This window comes from Methylocystis sp. (genome assembly GCF_021731785.1).
Lineage (GTDB): Bacteria > Pseudomonadota > Alphaproteobacteria > Rhizobiales > Beijerinckiaceae > Methylocystis.
In genome coordinates, this window is the sequence record NZ_JAKFWS010000068.1 from 52,675 (window position 1) to 67,699 (window position 15,025).

Annotated in this window: 17 protein-coding genes; 8 read left to right on the plus strand and 9 right to left on the minus strand. The window is 62.9% G+C overall.

All coding sequences use genetic code 11. The annotated features are described in order from the left end of the window. Positions 1 to 11 precede the first annotated feature (11 nt). A complete protein-coding gene (locus QZ964_RS12625) occupies positions 12 to 149 on the minus strand; it encodes a hypothetical protein (RefSeq protein ID WP_292532014.1) in 138 nt (45 codons plus the stop codon). 325 nt (positions 150 to 474) lie between these two features. Between QZ964_RS12625 and rpsF the strand changes: the two genes are divergently transcribed. Together rpsF and rpsR are read left to right on the plus strand one after the other, a co-directional pair. Then, positions 475 to 924 (plus strand): 30S ribosomal protein S6, encoded by a 450-nt coding sequence (gene rpsF, locus QZ964_RS12630; protein ID WP_292532015.1) that lies wholly within the window; start codon positions 475 to 477, stop codon positions 922 to 924. After that, the gene (gene rpsR / locus QZ964_RS12635) at positions 921 to 1,157 is read left to right on the plus strand and encodes a 30S ribosomal protein S18 (protein ID WP_292532016.1); all 237 of its coding nucleotides are present in this window, start codon (positions 921 to 923) and stop codon (positions 1,155 to 1,157) included. Before rpsF ends, rpsR begins: the two co-directional genes overlap by 4 nt. Positions 1,158 to 1,269: 112 nt before the next feature. On the opposite strand, the gene QZ964_RS12640 is transcribed toward rpsR, so the two are convergent. From QZ964_RS12640 to QZ964_RS12665, 6 genes are all read right to left on the minus strand, one after another. Continuing rightward, positions 1,270 to 3,084 carry a glucan ABC transporter ATP-binding protein/ permease gene (locus QZ964_RS12640; protein WP_292532017.1) on the minus strand — a complete coding sequence of 605 codons (1,815 nt, stop codon included), beginning with the start codon at positions 3,082 to 3,084 and terminating at the stop codon, positions 1,270 to 1,272. 66 nt (positions 3,085 to 3,150) lie between these two features. Beyond that, the gene (locus QZ964_RS12645; RefSeq protein WP_292532018.1) at positions 3,151 to 3,468 is read right to left on the minus strand and encodes an HPr family phosphocarrier protein; all 318 of its coding nucleotides are present in this window, start codon (positions 3,466 to 3,468) and stop codon (positions 3,151 to 3,153) included. Then, positions 3,465 to 3,866: a PTS sugar transporter subunit IIA gene (locus tag QZ964_RS12650; RefSeq protein ID WP_292532019.1), complete on the minus strand. Its 402-nt coding sequence runs from the start codon at positions 3,864 to 3,866 to the stop codon at positions 3,465 to 3,467. Before QZ964_RS12650 ends, QZ964_RS12645 begins: the two co-directional genes overlap by 4 nt. Before the next feature lie 183 nt (positions 3,867 to 4,049). Then, a complete protein-coding gene (locus QZ964_RS12655) occupies positions 4,050 to 4,514 on the minus strand; it encodes an HPr kinase/phosphorylase (protein ID WP_292532020.1) in 465 nt (154 codons plus the stop codon). Further along, entirely contained in the window at positions 4,511 to 6,415 is a 1,905-nt protein-coding gene (locus tag QZ964_RS12660) for a sensor histidine kinase (protein WP_292532021.1), read from the minus strand. Before QZ964_RS12660 ends, QZ964_RS12655 begins: the two co-directional genes overlap by 4 nt. 22 nt (positions 6,416 to 6,437) lie before the next feature. Further along, positions 6,438 to 7,136, minus strand: a complete 699-nt coding sequence (locus QZ964_RS12665; RefSeq protein WP_292532022.1) for a response regulator transcription factor — start codon at positions 7,134 to 7,136, stop codon at positions 6,438 to 6,440. A 489-nt stretch (positions 7,137 to 7,625) separates the two neighbouring features. Here QZ964_RS12665 and QZ964_RS12670 point away from each other — a divergent pair, with 489 nt between their 5' ends. Continuing rightward, positions 7,626 to 8,051: a hypothetical protein gene (locus tag QZ964_RS12670; protein ID WP_292532023.1), complete on the plus strand. Its 426-nt coding sequence runs from the start codon at positions 7,626 to 7,628 to the stop codon at positions 8,049 to 8,051. A gap of 201 nt (positions 8,052 to 8,252) precedes the next feature. Here QZ964_RS12670 and QZ964_RS12675 read toward each other — a convergent pair whose 3' ends face one another. Continuing rightward, the gene (locus QZ964_RS12675; protein WP_292532024.1) at positions 8,253 to 8,492 is read right to left on the minus strand and encodes a YdcH family protein; all 240 of its coding nucleotides are present in this window, start codon (positions 8,490 to 8,492) and stop codon (positions 8,253 to 8,255) included. 373 nt (positions 8,493 to 8,865) lie between these two features. Between QZ964_RS12675 and QZ964_RS12680 the strand changes: the two genes are divergently transcribed. Further along, complete coding sequence (locus QZ964_RS12680) at positions 8,866 to 9,474, plus strand: phage tail protein (RefSeq protein WP_292532025.1); 609 nt, start codon at positions 8,866 to 8,868, stop codon at positions 9,472 to 9,474. On the opposite strand, the gene QZ964_RS12685 is transcribed toward QZ964_RS12680, so the two are convergent. Continuing rightward, the gene (locus QZ964_RS12685) at positions 9,417 to 11,078 is read right to left on the minus strand and encodes a hypothetical protein (RefSeq protein ID WP_292532026.1); all 1,662 of its coding nucleotides are present in this window, start codon (positions 11,076 to 11,078) and stop codon (positions 9,417 to 9,419) included. The two genes, QZ964_RS12680 and QZ964_RS12685, sit on opposite strands and share 58 nt — an antisense overlap. Before the next feature lie 708 nt (positions 11,079 to 11,786). On the opposite strand from QZ964_RS12685, the gene rpsL reads away from it, so the two are divergent. The 4 genes from rpsL to QZ964_RS12705 all read left to right on the plus strand — a co-directional run. Next, a complete protein-coding gene (gene rpsL / locus QZ964_RS12690; RefSeq protein WP_014890767.1) occupies positions 11,787 to 12,158 on the plus strand; it encodes a 30S ribosomal protein S12 in 372 nt (123 codons plus the stop codon). Between the two features lie 118 nt (positions 12,159 to 12,276). Beyond that, complete coding sequence (rpsG, locus tag QZ964_RS12695; protein WP_292532027.1) at positions 12,277 to 12,747, plus strand: 30S ribosomal protein S7; 471 nt, start codon at positions 12,277 to 12,279, stop codon at positions 12,745 to 12,747. Between the two features lie 30 nt (positions 12,748 to 12,777). After that, positions 12,778 to 14,853: an elongation factor G gene (fusA, locus tag QZ964_RS12700; RefSeq protein ID WP_292532028.1), complete on the plus strand. Its 2,076-nt coding sequence runs from the start codon at positions 12,778 to 12,780 to the stop codon at positions 14,851 to 14,853. A gap of 45 nt (positions 14,854 to 14,898) precedes the next feature. Beyond that, the coding region (locus QZ964_RS12705; protein ID WP_237155033.1) for a GTP-binding protein at positions 14,899 to 15,025 on the plus strand (127 nt) is incomplete at its 3' end.

Here is a 15,025-nt window from a genome sequence, read left to right on the forward strand (position 1 = left end):
TGGGATGACGCTCAGCGCGGCGCGCCGTCCTTGCAGGCGTGCGGCACGCCGGGCGCGCGAAGCTCCTGGAAGCCGCCGCATTTGTCGCAGGCGGAGAGCAGCGCGGAGAGGCCGGCGAGCAGCGCGAACACTCTGAATTTCCGCGTCATCTCATCTCTCCTGGCGGCGGCCGGACGGCGCGAACATACTGGCGAGGCCGCGCCGCGGCAAGCCGCGCGGCGCCATGCTCTTGCATCCTGCTTAAAGCCGCGTATAAACCGCCGATCGCGAGGTTCCCGGCCGGGGGCTCAACGGAAGCGCTTTACGAGCATATTCGGACAAGAATATGCCCAAAAAGCGAGGGTCTAGATTCCCGTCTTCCCGTGTCTCCGCCTTCGAACTTTCCTTCTCGAGCCTTTCCGGGGACATTTCCCAAGAAGCGCTCGAAGGGCTTGGCGCCGGAACGGCTCGCGACAACGGAAAGGCAAAAAATCCATGCCTCTTTACGAGCATGTCTATCTCGCCCGTCAGGACGTTTCTCCCCAGCAGGTGGAGACTCTGACCGGGCAGTTCAAGAATGTAATCGCGTCGCTCGGCGGCACGGTCGGCAAGACCGAATATTGGGGCGTGAAATCGCTCGCCTATCGGATCAACAAGAACCGCAAGGCGCATTTCACCCTGATGAACATTGACGCGCCGCCGGCGGCGATCGCCGAGATGCAGCGCCAGCAGAGCATCAATGAAGACATTCTGCGCGTGCTGACGCTGCGCGTCGACGCGCTGGAGGAAGGTCCGTCGGCGCAGCTTCGCAAGCGTGAAGACGACGATCGCGGCGAGCGCCGCGGCCCGCGCGGCGACAGAGGCGATCGCGGAGATCGCGGCGATCGTCCCGACCGTCGCCCGCGCCGCGAGGAAAGCAAGGTTGAAGGAGGAGAGGAAGAATGAGCACAGCGCCCCGCCGTCCTTTCTTCCGCCGCCGCAAGTCCTGCCCGTTCACCGGCGCCAGCGCGCCGAAGATCGACTATAAGGACACGCGCCTGCTCTCCCGCTACATCAGCGAGCGCGGCAAGATCGTGCCCTCGCGCATCACCGCCGTTTCGGCCAAGAAGCAGCGCGAACTCGCGCAGGCGATCAAACGCGCCCGCTTCCTCGGCCTGCTGCCTTACGTGATCCGGTAAGAAGATCGCGTATTGAAGCCTGTGGCCGCGCTTCGAAAGAGGCGCGGCTTATTTTTTGCCCATAGCGCTCGGTCGCCGGCTCGCTTCTCGCCGCGCGCTCGACGCCGGACGATCACCCCGCCGCCTGCACCGCGCCGGCCTCGTAAACCCCGTCGAGCGGCGTCGTCGAAATTGTCGGCTCGGTCATGAACTGCGCCGCCGCGAGAGTCGCGAAACGGCCGCCTTTCGCCACCAGCTCGTCGAAGGCGCCGCTCTCGACGATCTCGCCCTGATCGAAGACGAGAATATGGTCGGCGTTGCGCACGGTCGCCAGGCGATGGGCGATGACGAAGGTCGTGCGCCCCTTCATCGCCGCCTCCAGCGCCTTCTGGATCAAGCGTTCGGTCGTCGCGTCGAGCGCCGAGGTCGCCTCGTCGAACACCATGATCGGCGGGTCTTTCAGAAGCGCTCTTGCGATCGACAGACGCTGACGTTCGCCGCCGGAAAGCGAGCGGCCGCGTTCGCCGACGCGCGTCGCCCGCCCGTCGCTCTGTCGCGCGACGAATTCCGTCGCCTGCGCCAGTTCGAGCGCATGGGCGATCTCCTCGTCGGTCGCGTCGGGATTGCCGATCCTCAGATTTTCTTCGATTGAGCGTGCAAACAGCATCGGCTCCTGAAAGACCACGCCGATGTTGCGGCGAAGCGAACTTAAAGTGAATTCGCGGATGTCGACGCCGTCGATCTTGACGGCGCCGCCGTCCGGATCGAAGGCCCGATGCAAGAGCCCGAGCGTTGTCGATTTTCCCGAGCCGGTCGCGCCGACGAGCGCGATCGTCGTTCCTGGCTTCGCGGTAAAGGACACGTCGCGCACCGCCGTCCTTCGACCGTCATAAGAGAAGGTGACGTTCTCGAATGCGACCGCGCCCGTCAGCCGCTCGGCGTCGCGCGCGCCGGGACGATCGGCGACGCTCGGCTGCGTGTCGAGCACGGCGAAGAATTCCGATATTTTCGCCGACTGCTGAAACAGCACATTGACGAAGCCGACGACCTGCTCGAGCCTTGCGATCAGCATGGTCGCAAAGCTCATGAAGGCGACGATCTCGCCGATTGTCGCCTGGCCCTGCAAATGCAGCCAGACGCCGAGCAGAAAAATTGCGAGAATGGTCAGCGTCGCCGAAGCGCGGCTGGCGACGACCACAAACGCCCACCAGGAGAGCACCGGCAATTGCGCCGCGAGCACGTCGTCGATGATGCGGTTGAGCGCATGCGACTCGCTTTCGATTCGCGTAAAGCTCTGCACCACCGGAATATTGCCGAGCGCATCCGAAGCGTGTTCGGCGAGCGTGGAATTATAGCGCTCGACCTGTCCCTGCAGATCTTCGGTGCGACGCAGGACAAAGCTCGTCGCGAAATAGAAGATGACGACCAGCGCCATGAGCAGCGAGCCGAGCCGCCAATTGACGAACAGAGTCGCCGGCAGCAGCACGAACAGCGCGACGAAGGAGGCGCAGTTCTCGCGAAAGAACGACAGCCAAAGTCCCGACATGGCGTTGGCGCCGTCGAGCATCGTCTTTAGCAAACGTCCCGAATGGACATTGGTGTGAAAGCTCAGCGGCAGATTCAGAACGTGGTCGAAATAATCCGACATCACCGCCAGACGGCGGCGATGCGCGAGCCGGTCGGCGTTAAGACCGACGAGAATTGCGCCGCCGATCGAAAACAGACCAAAGGCTCCCCAGGCTGAAACGAGCGGCAGCAGATCGCTCCATGTCAAAGTTTCGCCGGGCGCTTGCGCGCGCGTCATGCGGTCGATGATGCGCCCGAACAGCATCGGCTCGGCGAAGGCCGCGACGGCGAGCGCGAGATTGGCGGCGACGAGAATCATCGCGAGCCGCGCCTGAGGCCGCAGCAGCCCCAGCACCCGTGCATAAACGGCAAAGACCGACATTTCACTCGCCTGCAAGCAGGAAAAGAAGGGGCAATGTGGGAAGGTCGCGACCTTGGCGGACGCGCTCTATTCGTCCTCGCCGAAGCGATTGGCGACGAGCGCCTCCAGGGCGTCGAGGGCGGCCTTCGCCTGCGGCCCCGTCGCGGTGACGGTGATGGTCGCGCCCTGGCCCGCGCCGAGCGTCAGAATGCCCATGATCGAGCTGCCGCCCACGGTTTCCTCGCCGCGCGACACGGTGATGACCGCGTCGAATTTCTCGCAGCATTGCACGAATTTGGCGGTGGCGCGGGCGTGCAGCCCTTTCTTGTTGACGATCGCGAACTCGCGCGACATCAATTCTTCGGCCGCAGCCTGATGCACTTTATCGGTCACGAGTTCGTTCATTTTGCGTTGAGCACTTTGCTGGCGATGTAAACATATTTGCGCCCGGCGTCCTGCGCCTGCAGCACCGCCTGCTCCAGCGGTTGCGTATCGCGGACCGAAGCGAGCTTAATCAACATTGGCAGGTTGACCCCCGCGAGCACTTCGACCCTTGCGCCGTCCATCACCGAGATTGCTAGATTGGAGGGCGTTCCGCCGAACATGTCGGTGAGCAGCACTACGCCATCGCCGGTGTCGGCCTCGCGGATCGCTTCAATGATGTCGGCGCGCCGGCGCTCCATATCGTCCTCGGGCCCAATCGAGATCGCCGCAATCTGCTTTTGAGGTCCCACGACGTGTTCAAGCGCCGCGCGAAACTCAGTGGCAAGGTGGCCGTGGGTCACCAAGACCATTCCGATCATACGACCCTACCACTCATGCAGACGTCTCTTGTGCGCCGACATCTTAAAAACGCGTCGGCCGCATGGGGCGAACGGCGCCACTGCATATTCGGAGCCGTTGCGTCAGCCGTAATCGCCCCGTTCAACAGGGGCGACATTTTGTGCAACGCCGCGAAATAGGCAAGCGAAAACAGCAGGGCGCAGTCAATTTGTCGCAAGATCCTGAATGTAGGAGCCAATCCGCGTCAGAACACCGACGCGCGCGGCGTTTTCGAAAATGCGCGGCAATGTAACGCCGCTCAATTCAATCTGACTTTCACTCTCCTCCGGATATCGTTTTGGTGCCTCCTTGAGCGCGAGAAGATCGATCACGGCCCGCACCACGCAGGCGGGCTCATAGTCAACGCGCAACATCCCAAGGCCGCGCGCCTCGATCATCCCCCGGATCGATGGATGCGGCCTGGCGATCAACAGGCCGTGGCGGGCGTCGAGCGCCACACGGTCGTCGCCGACAAGGGCCGCGAATGCGCCGCGCGCCCGCCAGCGGTCGACCAGCTCCAGGGTCAGCGTGCTCTTGCCAGCGCCGGGCGGTCCGCGAAGCAGCAGGCCGGTTTCGCCGAGGACGAGCGCATTGGCGTGCACATATGCGGGCGCCTGCGGCGGCGTCATCGCGCCGCCGGCAGCCAGACGACGAAGCGGGCGCCAAGCACGGTATCGCCGGCGCGCGGCCCGTCAGTGCCCTGGGGATGCGCGCGCGTGCGATTGAGCGCGCGGATACGTCCGCCGTGCGCCTCGATAATCTGGCGGGAAATCGACAGCCCCAGCCCCGAATTCTGGCCAAATCCCTGTTCCGGCCGATCGGTATAGAAACGCTCGAAGATGCGGTCGAACGCGCGATCGGGAATTCCAGGGCCGTCATCGTCGATAATGATCTCGAAGCCTTCGAGCTGCTGACCCCCGGGGCCCTTGGCGCGTTCGGGCCACAGCCGCACGCGCACGGTCCCGCCAGGCTTCGAAAACGACTTGGCGTTATCGATCAGATTGTTGAGCACCTGGCCGAGTCGCGAATCATGTCCCAGGACGCGCCAGTGGCCGCGCGTTGGGTCGTGGGGAGACGGACGCACCGTCAGCTCGATCTTGACGCCGTCGCCGTAGTCTACGGCGCGCGCCACTTCGACGACGGTGGACAACGCCGCCGAGAGGTCGACGATGCCCATGTCGGCGCGCGCAAGCTCGGCGTCGAGCCGAGAGGCGTCGGATATGTCGCTGATCAACCGGTCGAGCCGGCCAACATCATGTTTGATGATGGCGAGCAGCCTGTCGCGCGCCCCGTCGGTTCTGGCGATCGGCAGCGTTTCGACGGCGCTGCGCAGCGAGGTGAGTGGATTCTTGAGTTCGTGCGCCACGTCGGCGGCGAAATGCTCGATCGCGTCGATACGGTTGTAGAGCGCCTTCGTCATGTCGCGCAGCGCGCCGGAAAGATGGCCGATTTCGTCCGGCCGGTCCGAAAAATCCGGGATTTCCTGGCGCGATTTCGCGCCGCGCCGCACGCGTTCGGCAGCCTCGGCGAGGCGGCGCATGGGCTCGGTGATGGTGTTGGTGAAGAACAGCGAAATCAGCAGCATCACCCCGGCCGAGACCAGAAAGATGCGGATGATGCCCCATCGTTCCGCGACGATAATGGCGTCGATGTCGCCGCTCATCGTCGAGAGCAGCAGCGCGCCGCGCACCGAACGAAAGCGCTGAATGGGAACGGCGACGGAAATGATCGATTCGCCTTTTGCATTGGCGCGAACCACTGAATGGATGCGCCCGTCGAGCGCGCTGCCGATCTCGGGATAGGCCTTGCCGTTGCCCATGCCGATGTCTTCGTAAAGCGGCAGTTCCGGACGATGCGACAGGCGCTGGAAAAAATTCAGCGTTCGTTCAAGGAAGGATGACGCGTCGATGGTCACGGGCGGGTCGCTCGCCGGCGGCAGTTCGAAGCGCAAAATGTTCGAGCGGCCTGAGACGGAGCGCGAATCGAGCAGCAGAAAGCCGTCGCGATCGTAGATGCGCGCCCGCAGCCGAGTCGGCGACACCAGCCGCCGCAGCAGCGGGCCGACGCGCTCGGGATTGAGCGAAAACTCCAGCGGCGAGCCGCCTTCAGCGCCGTTGGCGCTTTCCCCGGGGGCGAGCTTCAACAGCTTTTCCGGGTCGATCGAAATGGCGTCGGTGTCGACCGTCGCCGAGGCCGCCACCGCGGCGGCGATAATCTCGCCCTGCGTCTGCAAGCTCTGCACTCGAGCGTCGATCAGACCTTCGCGGAACTGGTTGAGATAGAGGAAGCCCGCCAGCAGCGCGACGAGTCCGCCGAGATTGAGAACGACGATGCGGCGGGTCAGCGACGATGAAAGATGCGACTGAACGGTGCGCAGCGCGCGCGACAGGCGGATGGAAATCGTCCGCCACAGCCGCGCCCGCGCCGCCGCGGCGCGCGCCGGCGCCGCGCCGGCCGTCTGGCGGCGCGCTTCCGCGACCGGTTCGTCGGCGACGTCGCCGTCGCCCGCGCCCTCGATGCTTGCGTCCATCTCGCGCACCCTCCGCGAGAACTCAGGCTTCCTTGAATCGATAGCCCACGCCGTAGAGCGTTTCGATCATTTCGAATTCATTGTCGGCGATCTTGAATTTCTTGCGCAAACGCTTGATGTGGCTGTCGATCGTGCGGTCGTCGACATAGACCTGATCGTCATAGGCGGCGTCCATGAGCGCATTGCGGCTTTTCACCACGCCGGGACGCTGCGCCAGCGACTGCAAAATCAGGAATTCGGTCACCGTCAGCACGACTGGGTCGCCGCGCCAGGTGCAGGTGTGGCGTTCGGGATCCATGACCAGCGCGCCGCGCTCCAGAACCTTGGCCTCGGTTTCCTTCTGGGCGGCGGCCTCCTTGGGATTGGCGCGCCGCAAAATCGCTTTTACCCGTTCGACCAGCAGCCGTTGCGAGAAGGGCTTATGGATAAAGTCGTCCGCTCCCATCTTCAGGCCGAAGAGTTCGTCGATCTCCTCGTCCTTGGAGGTGAGAAAGATCACCGGCAGGTCCGACTTCTGCCGCAGTCGGCGCAGAAGCTCCATGCCGTCCATCCGCGGCATCTTGATATCGAAGATCGCCAGATCAGGAGGATTGGCGCGCAGCCCGTCGAGCGCCTGCGCGCCGTCGGTATAGGTCTGGACCCGATAGCCCTCGCCTTCCAAAGCAATGGAGACGGAGGTGAGAATGTTGCGGTCGTCGTCGACGAGAGCGATGGTCGGCATCTTCAACCTTTGCTATTTGCGGCCGCGACTCAACCGTCGAGGACGGCGCAACATGACTGCGTTTCCGCGCGAAAGCGGCCGCCTACGGCCTGCAAGGGCGCAACGTTGGCGCAACTGTCGACATTCTCTCGACTCGACGGCGGGACTTCCGGAAGGCGCGTTGTCGACGCCGACAAAGTCCGGGGCCAAGGCGGCTGAAATGTGGCCAACGTCCGATCCAAAGGCGGCGCCGCTCCGGCGCCGCTCGACCTTTATACACAGATCGCTGAAAAAATCATCTTATTCCTGGTCGTGTTGCCGGTCGTGCGCCATTAATCAGAATGGCGACAATGAGATAGAGCTGCGGCGCGACGGGTGTCGCCGCCGGGGGGTTGGCAAGCCCCAGCTCCAAGCCAATCTTCTTCATGTTCTTTCAGGCCCGGCTGCGGTCGGCGCTAAATCTTAATGTAGAAGAAGCGACGTAGCGCGCGGCGCACGGGGAGTGGAGCGATGAGCGAAGACTGGGCATATCAGGTTCGGGTCAATCTCGCCGACGCGGCGGCCGGGCTCGCCCGGAAGGACCCCGGAAATCCGGAACTTCAGCCCTTGCGGGATATTTTGGCGAAGCACAATGCGCAGCTGCGCAACCAGCTCGACGCCTTTCGCGACTATGTCGCGGCCGCCGAACGCGAGGGCCAAGACGATTTTCCGCTCTACAAATGGACCAAGGCGGTGATCGAAGACCCGGCGAAAATCGAGAAGCACGGCAAGGCCTTCTCGATCCATGTCGGCGGGGAGGAAGTTTACGGCAAGGACGTGGCCGACGCGCTGGAGGCCGAAATTGCCCCGCTCGTCGGCGGCCCGCTGGTGACGCGGCTCACCAAGCACGACAGCAACCCCGCCAACAATCCGCAGCCGCCGGCGCAATACCGGTAGCGCGGCGCCGTGGCAGGCGGCCGGTTCCCCGCGTCATGGCCGCGCTTGTTGCGACCATCCACGCCCTGAGAGGCCTCCTACTACGCGTTTGGCGCCGTAGCCTCGTGGATGCCCGGCGCAAGGCCGGGCATGACGGCGGACTCCATGCCGTCGCTCCCTGAATTCGGAGCGCCGGGCGAGGGTTGGGCGGGGTCGCGAGGCTTACGCCGTCGCCAGGAAGCCGGCGATCTCGTCCTTGAGCGCGAGCCGCTTCTTTTTCAGATTTTCGATGGTTGCGTCTTCGGCCGGCTCGACATTGGTCTCCATGCGGTGGATGGCGCGGTTGAGCGCATGATAATCCTCGGCGATGCGGGCGAAATGGGCGTTCCCGGCCTTTAGCGCATGAATCGCTTCGGCCTGTTGTGGAAATTCTTCATGCAGCTCATGCGCGACATGGCTCATTCGACGGTCCTTCCCTGTTTATTCGATTGTTCAGCGTGAGCTTATCGGCTTTCACGGCAGCGTTGAACGGCCACTTCGCCGCCTGCGACGATTTGCGGCGCGTTCGTCGCCCGCGGCGATCTACGCTGTCGGTGCCCGCGGATGCCCCGATCGGCGCGACAAGGATGCCGGCCGAGGCAGCCCCGCCGACATTCGACGGGCTTTACCCCGGGGATTGGGTGCACCCCACATTTAGGGGTGTGGGCAATAACCGGATAGGCAAGAGAATCGGCTTGGTTACAACGACAATTTGGTTGTGCCGCCCCTTGTAACTTCGCAAAACTTAATGCTAATTTGGCGCATTGCAACGATAACGATATTCGAAGGAAACAATATGGCACACAGACTCTTCGCGGTTCTCCCGATCGCCGCTTCGTTGTCGGTCGTCGCGACTTTCGCATCGATGTCCCCCGCTGCGGCGCAGGCCGAGCCCTTCCTCGGCCAGCTGATGGTCACGGCCGCGAATTTCTGTCCCCGCGGATGGGCGCAGGCGGACGGCCAAATTCTCGCCATTTCGCAGAACACGGCCCTGTTTTCCCTGCTCGGCACGACCTATGGCGGCAACGGCCAGACCACCTTCGCGCTGCCTGACCTTCGCGGCCGCGCGCCGATCCACCAGGGGACCGGGCCGGGCCTTTCCAACTATCTCGAGGGCCAGGTCGGCGGCCGCGAGAGCTTCACCCTGACAATCAACCAGATGCCGCCTCACAATCACGGCGTGCAGGCGACCAACGTCACCGCCGACAAGGGCGGCCTGCAGGACCGGTATCTGGCCGGCGGCGTCGGCGACGACGACACCTATCACGACGGTCCGCCCAACCGCGTCATGGCCGCCGACATGATCCAGCCCAGCGGGGGCGTCCAGCTGGTGAGCCAAAGGGGGCCCTATCTCACCCTGATGTGGTGCATTGCGCTGGAAGGCATCTTTCCATCACGTAACTGACCGAAGCGGGGCGCGCTCCACGCGCGCCGCCCGCCGGGCGCTTTAGCGCCGGCCCAGTTCGCGAGCAGCTCTCGGTAGCCCGCCCAGCGGGCATCCGGGGATGCAATCCTGTCAATCAGGTTTGGATCGAGTTCCCGCCACAGGTCGTGGGAATTCGCAGTCGCCTCGTGCTTCCTCAGGCCGGCATGCCGCGAATTGGCGAAGCGCTGCAGTGTGCCTAGCCATGCAATGCGGGCGTTGTCGCTGAAGGGCTGGCGGTTGATCCGCAGGACCCCCTCGAAGAGCCAGTCGGGCACGCTCTCGTTGGTGACCTCCAGTTCGACCTTTTCGGTCGGCGTGTAGCCGCAGAGGCCAAGAAAACGTACCAGCCAATCGGAATCGTATTCCATAGTGACGACCTCTTTTGCGCCGAACGCCGCGGCGCAGTCCTGGGCGAGGTTAGGGACGTTCATCAGCTTGCGAACGCGCGGCAACTCGCGGAACGCCTGGAGATCCAGTCCCGTTCCATAGTAGAACTCGGCATTCCGCGGATTGATCGCGCACTGCTTGTGATACGACCTCAGCCAGTCTTCTGGTTTCCGATGAACCAGGAACACTGTCAGGTGAAATGCTTCGAAAAGGCCGCGGATCTTCTCCAGCCCGATCGGACGAAAATCGTAGAGATGGTTGGTCAACCCCTCGGTGGTGAGGACCGTGCTTTCTTCGCTGCCCTCGGCGACCGCCTGGGCGGTGCGGGAAAGATCGCCAGCCATCAGGTCCGAAACCATGAACTGGTGTTTTGGCTGCGCGGTGTCGGCGCTGGGCGTCGGGTAGCGGATGCTCTGTTCAAGGAACCGGTCGGAATTCGCATAGCACCATCGCTGCAGCGAGCTGGTTCCGGTCTTGGGCAATCCGACATGGAGCAACAACCGGCGCTTCCGGCGTATCGCCGCTGGTTTGGCCAGGCTCTCGTTGACGAAGGCGACCGCTCGATCGACCGTAAGCTGGCCCAGTGGCTGAAGCATGCCGCTATCGTCCACCTGGCGATGGTAGTGCAGCATGATCGGCGCGCCGTCGCCAATATCGGCCGCCGCCAGATGGGTTGGAAAGTTCAGGGCTTTCGGCAGCAGATCCGGTTCAATGCAAAGCTCTAGGCAAGTCAGCGCGAACGCGATCTGATCGATGTAAAACGTATAGACGCCGAGAACATCCGCCTGCGCCTCGAGCCACTGAGCCCATTTGCTCCAGGGCTCGTCGAGTTCGCCAAGCCGCGCACCGGGCAGGACGTAGAGGCCGCCGTTCCTGTTCTCGAAAATAGTCATGGCGGCGGCCGAACCCACGGCGATGTCGGGTCGCCGACGCGTCAGCCCGGCGCGCTGGAGCAGGATGTCCCAGATTTCGATCGGCGGGTTCGGGCTGTCCACGACCGCGGCCGCGACCATATTTTTCGCGAAATAGGGTCGCGGATCGGCAACAAAGAACGTGTCGCAGTCGCATAACACAGCCAGATCGGCATCGCGGAGGAAGTCCGACCGCAATTGTGCGAGTTTGTTGAGATGCGGGCGCTGCCGCGAAACCGCCTGCACTTCGGTCGTTCTGACGCCGAGCGGCGAGAAGCTCGCCACACAATCCTGGCCCAACCCCTGAGTGTAATGTACGACAAGATCTTCAGGCGGAACGTTGGCGATTTCGATTAGGCTTCGCGCCCATCTCATCGCTTGCGCAAGAAAAATGGGTTCGTTGTCAATTACACAGGAAAATCGTACGACGGGTTTCACAATGTCATTCCGGCCAGACGGCCCGCAGGAAGGCATTTAAAACGAAGGGGACATTCCCCGGGTGGGGATGTCCCGCTTGATGTTGAAAAGCGGGACGCGTCGTCTTTGGGGCGAATGCTATGCGGCCTTGGGGGCTTGAGCAAGAACATCACCTTTTTGGAAGCAGCGTGACATTCTTCCCTTGACGCCGCCCAACGTCGCCATTAGGTTCCGCCCACTTTCGACAGGCCGTAAGTTCACGCCGTCGGCGAGCGCCTCGCTCTCGATCCTTCGAACTTAAACGCTGTCGCCTTGCCTGTGACCGCCAAGCGTAATTGGCAATTATGCCGGCGCGTAGGACGCGTTCCGAAAAAGTTGTAAGACTTTTTCGATCAGAACTCGTCCACAGACTCGTCGGACAGGAAGGCACGATCCCGGCGACGGGATCCTCTGCGTTAGAAGCGCCTTGGCCCCTGCGGCCATCGGCGCTTCGCTCGTTTGCGCATGCCCTAGGGCCATGCGCGCCGGGACCACCTTGAAATCCGCCATTCGCAATCACGCGAAGGACCCTATTGAATGCCGACGATCAGCCAATTGATCCGCAAGCCGCGCCAAGCGCCGACCTATCGCGAGAAGGCGCGCCATCTGCAGTCCTGCCCGCAGAAGCGCGGCGTGTGCACTCGCGTCTATACGACGACGCCGAAGAAGCCGAATTCGGCGCTGCGCAAAGTCGCCAAGGTGCGCCTGACCAACGGATTCGAGGTCATCGGCTACATTCCGGGCGAGGGCCACAATCTTCAGGAGCATTCGGTCGTGATGATCCGCGGCGGCCGCGTCAAGGATCTTCCCGGAGTGCGCTATCACATTCTGCGCGGCGTACTGGACACGCAAGGGGTCAAGGACCGCAAGCAGCGCCGTTCGAAATACGGCGCGAAGCGTCCGAAGTGACCGGAGCGTAGCGAAGGTCATCCTCGGGCGAGGCCGGCGCCGAGACCGAGGATCGCGAACACAATCAACGGATGGCCGGGTCAAGCCCGGCCATGACGATGAGAAGAGAGATTAGGTCATGTCGAGACGCCACCGGGCCGAGAAGCGCGAAGTGATCGAGGACGCCAAATTTGGCGACGTCGTCCTCGCGAAATTCATGAACTCGATCATGTACGACGGCAAGAAGTCGGTCGCCGAGCAGATCGTCTATGGCGCGCTAGACCAGGTCGAGTCGAAAGCCAAGAGCGATCCGCTCGCCGTGTTCAAGCAGGCGCTCGACAATGTCGCGCCGGCGATCGAAGTGCGCTCGCGGCGCGTCGGCGGCGCCACCTATCAGGTGCCGGTCGAAGTGCGCAACGAGCGCCGTCAGGCGCTCGCCATCCGCTGGATCATCACCGCGGCGCGCGCCCGCAACGATAAGACCATGGTCGACCGCCTGTCGGCCGAACTGCTCGACGCCTCCAACAACCGCGGCGCCGCGGTGAAGAAGCGCGAAGACACCCATCGCATGGCGGAAGCCAACCGCGCCTTCTCGCATTACCGCTGGTAAGGCGCACGAGCTTTCACGAGGACAATTGTTATGGCCCGCTCTCATCCGATCGAGGACTACCGTAACTTCGGCATCATGGCCCACATCGATGCGGGCAAGACGACGACGACGGAGCGCATCCTCTATTACTCCGGCAAGAGCCATAAAATCGGCGAGGTGCACGAAGGCGCCGCGACGATGGACTGGATGGAGCAGGAGCAGGAGCGCGGCATCACCATCACCTCGGCCGCGACGACGACCTTCTGGAACGGCAAGCGCCTCAACATCATCGACACGCCCGGCCACGTCGACTTCACGATCGAAGTGGAGCGCAGCCTGCGCGTGCTCGACGGCGCGGTTTGCGTTCTCGACGGCAATCAGGGCGTCGAGCCGCAGACCGAGACGGTCTGGCGTCAGGCCGACAAATACAATGTGCCGCGCATCGTCTTCGTCAACAAAATGGACAAGATCGGCGCCGACTTCGACCGCTGCGTCGAGGAAATCAAGACCCGCGTTGGCGGCCGCCCGGTCTGCGCGCAACTGCCGATCGGCTCGGAATCGAATTTCAAGGGAATCATCGATCTCGTGCGCATGAAGGCCGTCGTCTGGGAAGACGAGGGGCTTGGCGCGAAATATCACGATGAGGACATTCCCGCCGACCTTCTCGACAAGGCCAAGGAATATCGCTTGGCGCTGATCGAAGCCGCCGTCGAAATGGACGACGAGGCCATGGCGGCCTATCTCGACGGCCAGGAGCCGGACGAGGAGACGCTGAACAGACTCATCCGCATCGCCGTGCGGAAGATCGCCTTCATTCCGGTGTTCTGCGGCTCGGCCTTCAAGAACAAGGGCGTGCAACCGCTGCTCGACGCCGTCGTGCATTATCTGCCGTCGCCTGTCGATCGCGAGGCGATCAAGGGCGTCGATGTTAACACGGGCGCGGAACTGGATCGCAAACCGCTCGATTCCGAGCCCTTCTCGATGCTCGCCTTCAAGATCATGGACGACCCCTTCGTCGGCACGATCACCTTCGCCCGCGTCTATTCGGGCAAGATCGACTCAGGCACGACCGTGCTCAATTCGACGAAGGAGAAGAAAGAGCGCATCGGCCGTATGCTGCTGATGCACGCCAACAACCGCGAAGACATTAAAGAGGCCTATGCGGGCGACATCGTCGCGCTCGCGGGCCTCAAGGACACGCGCACCGGCGACACGCTCTGCGACATGCAGAAGCCGGTGATCCTGGAGCGCATGGAGTTCCCGGATCCGGTCATCGAAATCGCCATCGAGCCGAAGTCGAAAGCCGATCAGGAGAAGCTCGGCATCGCGTTGCAGAAGCTTGCGGCGGAGGATCCCTCCTTCCGCGTTTCGACCGATCAGGAAAGCGGCCAGACCATCCTCAAGGGCATGGGCGAACTGCATCTCGACATCAAGGTCGACATTTTGAAGCGCACCTACAAGGTCGACGCCAATATCGGCGCGCCGCAGGTCGCCTATCGCGAGCGTCTCGGGCGCAAGCAGGAAATCGACTACACGCATAAGAAGCAGACCGGCGGCACCGGCCAGTTCGCGCGCGTCAAGATCATTTTCGAACCCAACGAAGCCGGTAAGGGCAATGAATTCGAAAGCAAGATCGTCGGCGGCGCGGTGCCGAAGGAATATATCCCCGGCGTCGACAAGGGCATTGCGTCGGTAACGACGTCGGGCATTCTCGCCGGCTTCCCGGTGGTCGATCTGAAGGCGACGCTCATCGACGGCGCCTTCCACGACGTCGACTCGTCGGTGCTCGCCTTCGAGATCGCGTCGCGCGCCGCGACCCGCGAAGCGCTGCAGAAGGGCGGCTCGGTGCTGCTCGAGCCGATCATGAAGGTCGAGGTGGTGACGCCGGAAGAATATACCGGCTCGGTCATCGGCGATCTGAATTCGCGCCGCGGACAGATTCAGGGCCAGGACATGCGCGCCAACGCCGTGGTGATCAACGCCATGGTGCCGCTCGCCAACATGTTCGGCTACGTCAATCAGCTGCGCTCCTTCACCCAGGGACGCGCGAGCTACACGATGCAATTCGATCACTACGAACAAGTGCCCGAGGCGGAGTCGAAGAAGGTGCAGGCGAAATACGCCTGATCTCGATCACTACGGGCGAACGGAACTCTTTAGAGGAGCACGGCGATGGCCAAGGAAAAGTTTTCACGCACGAAGCCGCACTGCAACATTGGGACGATCGGACACGTCGACCATGGCAAGACGTCTTTGACGGCGGCGATCACCAAGGTTCTGGCGGAGACGGGCGGGGCGA

Excerpts from the sequence above, each read along its gene's own strand:
- QZ964_RS12625 (WP_292532014.1), bottom strand. The coding sequence starts at position 149 with ATGACGCGGAAATTCAGAGTGTTCGCGCTGCTCGCCGGCCTCTCCGCG.
- rpsF (WP_292532015.1), top strand. The coding sequence starts at position 475 with ATGCCTCTTTACGAGCATGTCTATCTCGCCCGTCAGGACGTTTCTCCC.
- rpsR (WP_292532016.1), top strand. The coding sequence starts at position 921 with ATGAGCACAGCGCCCCGCCGTCCTTTCTTCCGCCGCCGCAAGTCCTGC.
- QZ964_RS12640 (WP_292532017.1), bottom strand. The coding sequence starts at position 3,084 with ATGTCGGTCTTTGCCGTTTATGCACGGGTGCTGGGGCTGCTGCGGCCT.
- QZ964_RS12645 (WP_292532018.1), bottom strand. The coding sequence starts at position 3,468 with ATGAACGAACTCGTGACCGATAAAGTGCATCAGGCTGCGGCCGAAGAA.
- QZ964_RS12650 (WP_292532019.1), bottom strand. The coding sequence starts at position 3,866 with ATGATCGGAATGGTCTTGGTGACCCACGGCCACCTTGCCACTGAGTTT.
- QZ964_RS12655 (WP_292532020.1), bottom strand. The coding sequence starts at position 4,514 with ATGACGCCGCCGCAGGCGCCCGCATATGTGCACGCCAATGCGCTCGTC.
- QZ964_RS12660 (WP_292532021.1), bottom strand. The coding sequence starts at position 6,415 with ATGGACGCAAGCATCGAGGGCGCGGGCGACGGCGACGTCGCCGACGAA.
- QZ964_RS12665 (WP_292532022.1), bottom strand. The coding sequence starts at position 7,136 with ATGCCGACCATCGCTCTCGTCGACGACGACCGCAACATTCTCACCTCC.
- QZ964_RS12670 (WP_292532023.1), top strand. The coding sequence starts at position 7,626 with ATGAGCGAAGACTGGGCATATCAGGTTCGGGTCAATCTCGCCGACGCG.
- QZ964_RS12675 (WP_292532024.1), bottom strand. The coding sequence starts at position 8,492 with ATGAGCCATGTCGCGCATGAGCTGCATGAAGAATTTCCACAACAGGCC.
- QZ964_RS12680 (WP_292532025.1), top strand. The coding sequence starts at position 8,866 with ATGGCACACAGACTCTTCGCGGTTCTCCCGATCGCCGCTTCGTTGTCG.
- rpsL (WP_014890767.1), top strand. The coding sequence starts at position 11,787 with ATGCCGACGATCAGCCAATTGATCCGCAAGCCGCGCCAAGCGCCGACC.
- rpsG (WP_292532027.1), top strand. The coding sequence starts at position 12,277 with ATGTCGAGACGCCACCGGGCCGAGAAGCGCGAAGTGATCGAGGACGCC.
- fusA (WP_292532028.1), top strand. The coding sequence starts at position 12,778 with ATGGCCCGCTCTCATCCGATCGAGGACTACCGTAACTTCGGCATCATG.